The sequence below is a fragment of the Micromonospora sp. S-DT3-3-22 genome, assembly GCF_015354745.1.
In the GTDB taxonomy this organism is placed as follows: domain Bacteria; phylum Actinomycetota; class Actinomycetes; order Mycobacteriales; family Micromonosporaceae; genus Micromonospora; species Micromonospora wenchangensis.
Genome location: NZ_JACGMO010000237.1, coordinates 1 through 3,788, shown reverse-complemented (window position 1 = coordinate 3,788; position 3,788 = coordinate 1). Strand labels below are relative to the sequence as shown.

General features: G+C 74.1%; 5 protein-coding genes. 4 read left to right on the top strand and 1 reads right to left on the bottom strand.

Translation table 11 applies throughout. The annotated features are described in order from the left end of the window. Nucleotides 1–1,011: serine/threonine-protein kinase (locus H1A17_RS33655; RefSeq protein ID WP_194823776.1), on the bottom strand; the 1,011-nt coding region annotated here is incomplete at its 3' end. Nucleotides 1,012–1,202: 191 nt separating this feature from the next. On the opposite strand from H1A17_RS33655, the gene H1A17_RS33650 reads away from it, so the two are divergent. The 4 genes from H1A17_RS33650 to H1A17_RS33635 all read left to right on the top strand — a co-directional run. Continuing rightward, the gene (locus tag H1A17_RS33650) at nt 1,203–2,033 is read left to right on the top strand and encodes a patatin-like phospholipase family protein (protein ID WP_194823775.1); all 831 of its coding nucleotides are present in this window, start codon (nt 1,203–1,205) and stop codon (nt 2,031–2,033) included. Beyond that, nucleotides 2,033–3,052 carry a 1-acyl-sn-glycerol-3-phosphate acyltransferase gene (locus H1A17_RS33645; protein ID WP_145921505.1) on the top strand — a complete coding sequence of 340 codons (1,020 nt, stop codon included), beginning with the start codon at nt 2,033–2,035 and terminating at the stop codon, nt 3,050–3,052. Before H1A17_RS33650 ends, H1A17_RS33645 begins: the two co-directional genes overlap by 1 nt. Before the next feature lie 52 nt (nt 3,053–3,104). Beyond that, the gene (cutA, locus tag H1A17_RS33640) at nt 3,105–3,425 is read left to right on the top strand and encodes a divalent-cation tolerance protein CutA (RefSeq protein ID WP_145921504.1); all 321 of its coding nucleotides are present in this window, start codon (nt 3,105–3,107) and stop codon (nt 3,423–3,425) included. Nucleotides 3,426–3,473: 48 nt separating this feature from the next. Further along, a partial coding sequence (locus H1A17_RS33635) for a hypothetical protein (protein ID WP_309236931.1) occupies nt 3,474–3,788 on the top strand: 315 nt, incomplete at its 3' end.

Genomic DNA, 3,788 nt, shown 5'->3' with positions numbered 1-3,788 from the left:
TGCGCCGACGCCGGTCACCGATCCAGCTCCGGTCACCGCGCCGACGCCGGCTGCCGCACCGACGACGGCCGGGCCGGTTCCGGCGGCCGGGGTGGTTGGCCGGTCGTCCGGGGCGTCGGACCCGGGGACGGCGGGCAGGGTGACCGTCGGGGCGAGCATCGTGGCGGCCTGCGGGTCACCCGGCAGCAACTGGTCGCGCAGGGCGGTGGCGACCTGGTGCGCGGTCGGCCGTTCGTGCGGGTCCCGGGCCAGGCAGCGCAGGCAGACGTCGACCACCACCGGGGGCAGCCCCGGTACGCCGTCCAGCACCGGCGGTCGCTCGTCGGCGATCGCGGCGGCGAGCTGCTCCCAGGTCTCCGCCGGGTACGGCGGCTGGCCGGTCAGCGTCTCGTAGAGCAGCACGCCAAGGGAGTAGACGTCGGTCGACGGCTGGGCCGGCGCACCGTCCAACCGTTCCGGCGCGACGTACGCCGGGGTGCCGAAGGTGCCGCCGTCCTCGTCGTCGTCGGGGGTGCCGACCTGGGTGGCGATGCCGAAGTCGAGCACCTTCGCGCCGATCCGGGTCATCATCACGTTCGCCGGGGTGATGTCCCGGTGCACGATGCCGAGCCGGTGCGCCGCCGCCAGCGCCTCGGCCACCTGGGCGCCCACCTCGACCGCCTCCGGCCAGGGCAGTGGCCCCTCGCTCAGCCGGTGCTCCAGCTCCTCGCCGGTGAGCAGCTCCATCACCACGAACGAGGTGATCTCGCCGTCCGGGGCGAGCGCCTCGCCGTAGTCGTGCACGGCGGTCACGTGCGGGTGGACCAGTTGGGCGGCCGAGCGCGCCTCCTCGCGCACCATGTCCCGGAACCGGGCGTCGGCGGCCAGCGACGGCGCGAGCACCTTGACCGCGACGACCCGGTCGAGCACCTCGTCGCGGGCCCGCCAGATCACCGACATCCCGCCGGCCCCGATCCTGTCGAGTAGCCGGTACCTGCGGGCCAGCAACCTACCGGCGTTCAGGGCTGCCATCAGTGTTCGCACCTGCCTGGGGTTCGGGGTGGTGTCAGGTTGCGGGAATGTGTCCCCCCTGTCAACGGTTGTCCAGTTGCCCGATGACCCTCCGCAGTGGCGGGTTCGCCCACCGCCACCGGTCCGGAACGCGCGGCGGTGACCAGCGGCTGCGGCACGGCCACGGGCGGTGGCGTGCCAGGATGAACGGCATGAGTGGCGGTCCGGTGGCGTTCGTGCTCGGCGGCGGGGGAGTGCTCGGCGCGGTCGAGGTGGGGATGCTGCGTGCCCTGTTCCGGGCCCGGATCCGCCCCGACGTCGTGCTCGGCACCTCGATCGGCGCGGTCAACGGCGCGCTGGTCGCCGCCGACCCGTCCGAGGCGGTCACCGACCGGCTGGTCCGGCTCTGGGCCTCCCCGGAGGCGAGCGAGGTGTACGGCGACTCGGTCGCCCGGCAGTTGCGCCGCTTCGCCGCCCGTACCCACCTGCACTCGCCCCGGCCGCTGCGCAAGCTGCTGGAGGGGGAGTTGGGGGCGGACACCACCTTCGCCGACCTGAAGGTGCCGTTCCGCTGCTGCGCGGCCAACATCGAGCGGGCCGCCGAACACTGGTTCCACACCGGACCACTGGTGCCGGCGGTGCTCGCCTCCGCCTCCGTACCGGGGCTGCTGCCGCCGGCACAGATCGACGGCCAGCACTACATAGACGGCGGGATCGTCAACTCGATCCCGATCGGCGAGGCGGTCGCCGTCGGCGCGACGCAGATCTTCGTCCTCCAGGTGGGGCGGATCGAACGGGAGCTGACGCCGCCCCGCCGGCCGTGGGAGATCGCCCAGGTCGCGTTCGAGATCGCCCGCCGGCACCGGTTCGCCCGGGAGATGGCCGCCCTGCCCGGCGGGGTACGGGTGCACGTGCTGCCGACCGGCGGGCTGGAACCGCGCGACGACAGCCCGTGGGCGTACCGGGACATGGCGGCGGTGGGGCGGCGGATCAGCCGCGCCTACACCGCCTCCCGGCACTACCTGGCGAGCCTGGACCGCTGATGCCGCTGCCCCCTCGGTGGGTACGCCGGCTGCTGTTCGCGCCCGGGGTGATCCTGCTCGCGTTCACGGTGCTGACCACGGTGCCGGTCTGGGCGCTGCTCGCGCTGGCCGCGTCGCCGTTCGTGCCGGGCCGGCTGCGCCCGCTGCGGCTGCTCTGGATCGGCTGTGTCTACCTGGTCTGGGACGCCGCCGCGCTGGTCGCCCTGTTCGTGCTCTGGCTGGCCTCCGGGTTCGGCCGGTGGAAGCGCACGCCGGCCTTCCAACGGGCGCACTACGTGCTCGCCGGTTGGTTCCTGCGGGTGCTGTTCTGGCAGGCCCGCTGGACGCTGCGGCTGAGCATCGACGTGGTCGGCACCGACCCGGACACCGCCCTGCCGGGCCGGCCGGAACTGGTGCTCTGCCGGCACGCCGGCCCGGGTGACTCGTTCATCCTGATCCACTCCCTGGTCAACTGGTTCCAGCGGGAGCCCCGGATCGTGCTCAAGGAGGCGCTCCAGTGGGACCCGGCGATCGACGTGCTGCTCAACCGCCTGCCCAACCGGTTCATCGCCCCCGGTGACGGGCGGGGGTCGGCGGTCCGGCAGATCGGTCACCTGGCCACCGGGCTGGACGACGACGACGCCTTCGTGATCTTCCCGGAGGGCGGCAACTTCACCCCCGGCCGGCGGCTGCGGGCCATCGCCAAGCTGCGCGCGCTCGGCCTGGAACGGATGGCGGTCCGCGCCGAGCGGATGCAGCACGTGCTCGCCCCGCAGCCCGGTGGGGTGCTCGCCGCCCTGGACGCCGCGCCGGAGGCCGGCGTGATCTTCGTGGCGCACACCGGTCTGGACCGGATGCTCACCGTCGCCGACGTGTGGCGCGAACTGCCGATGGACAAACGGATCGTGATGCGGTTCTGGTCCGTGCCGCCCGAGGACGTCCCGACCGGCCGGCAGGAGCGGATCGACTGGCTGTTCGACTGGTGGGACCGGATCGACAGCTGGATCGCCGACAACCGGGACAGCGTGACGGCCCGGTGAACGTACCGTGACGGTCGACCGGTTCACTGCCGTTCCCGCGTAAGGTGCGCAGGTGGACCAGATCTGCGTGGTGACGACGGTGGTGGACTCGCGCTCCGTCGCGGACCTGATGGCGGCCGCCGCGGTGGCCGGGCGACTGGCCGCCTGCGCCCAGGTCGGCGGCCAGGTCGACAGCACGTACTGGTGGCGGGCCGGGGTGGAGACCAGCACCGAGTGGTCGGTGCAGTTCAAGACCGCCCCCGACCGGGCCACGGCGCTGGTCGCCCAGATCCGGGCCAACCATCCGTACGAGGTGCCCGAGATCCTGGTCACCCAGGCCCGCAGCGGCGACCCGGCGTACGCCGCCTGGGTGCACGAGAACACCCGTACCTAGGTACGGGCACTCTGGCCTCCGGTTGCCGCCCACCGGCAGGATGGCCGGGTGCAGAACACCGGTTACCCCTGCCCCCGCTGCGGAGCACCCGCCGAGCTGACCCGTGGGTGCGCCGGCTGCGGGCTCGGGCCGTACCCGCCCGCCGCCGAGGTGGTCCGGTTGGACCGGGAGATCGTCGCCCTCGGCCGGGAGGTCGAGCGGGCCCGGCAGGCGTACCAGGGGCTCGGCTCCCGACTGCTCGCGGCGCAGCGCCGACGGGCGGAGCTGGCGGCCCGTATCCGCCGGGAGATCCCCGCGCCGGTCCCGGTCGGCGCGGCGGTCCGTCCACCCGCGCCGGCCGCACCTCCCGCCACGCCGGCCGCA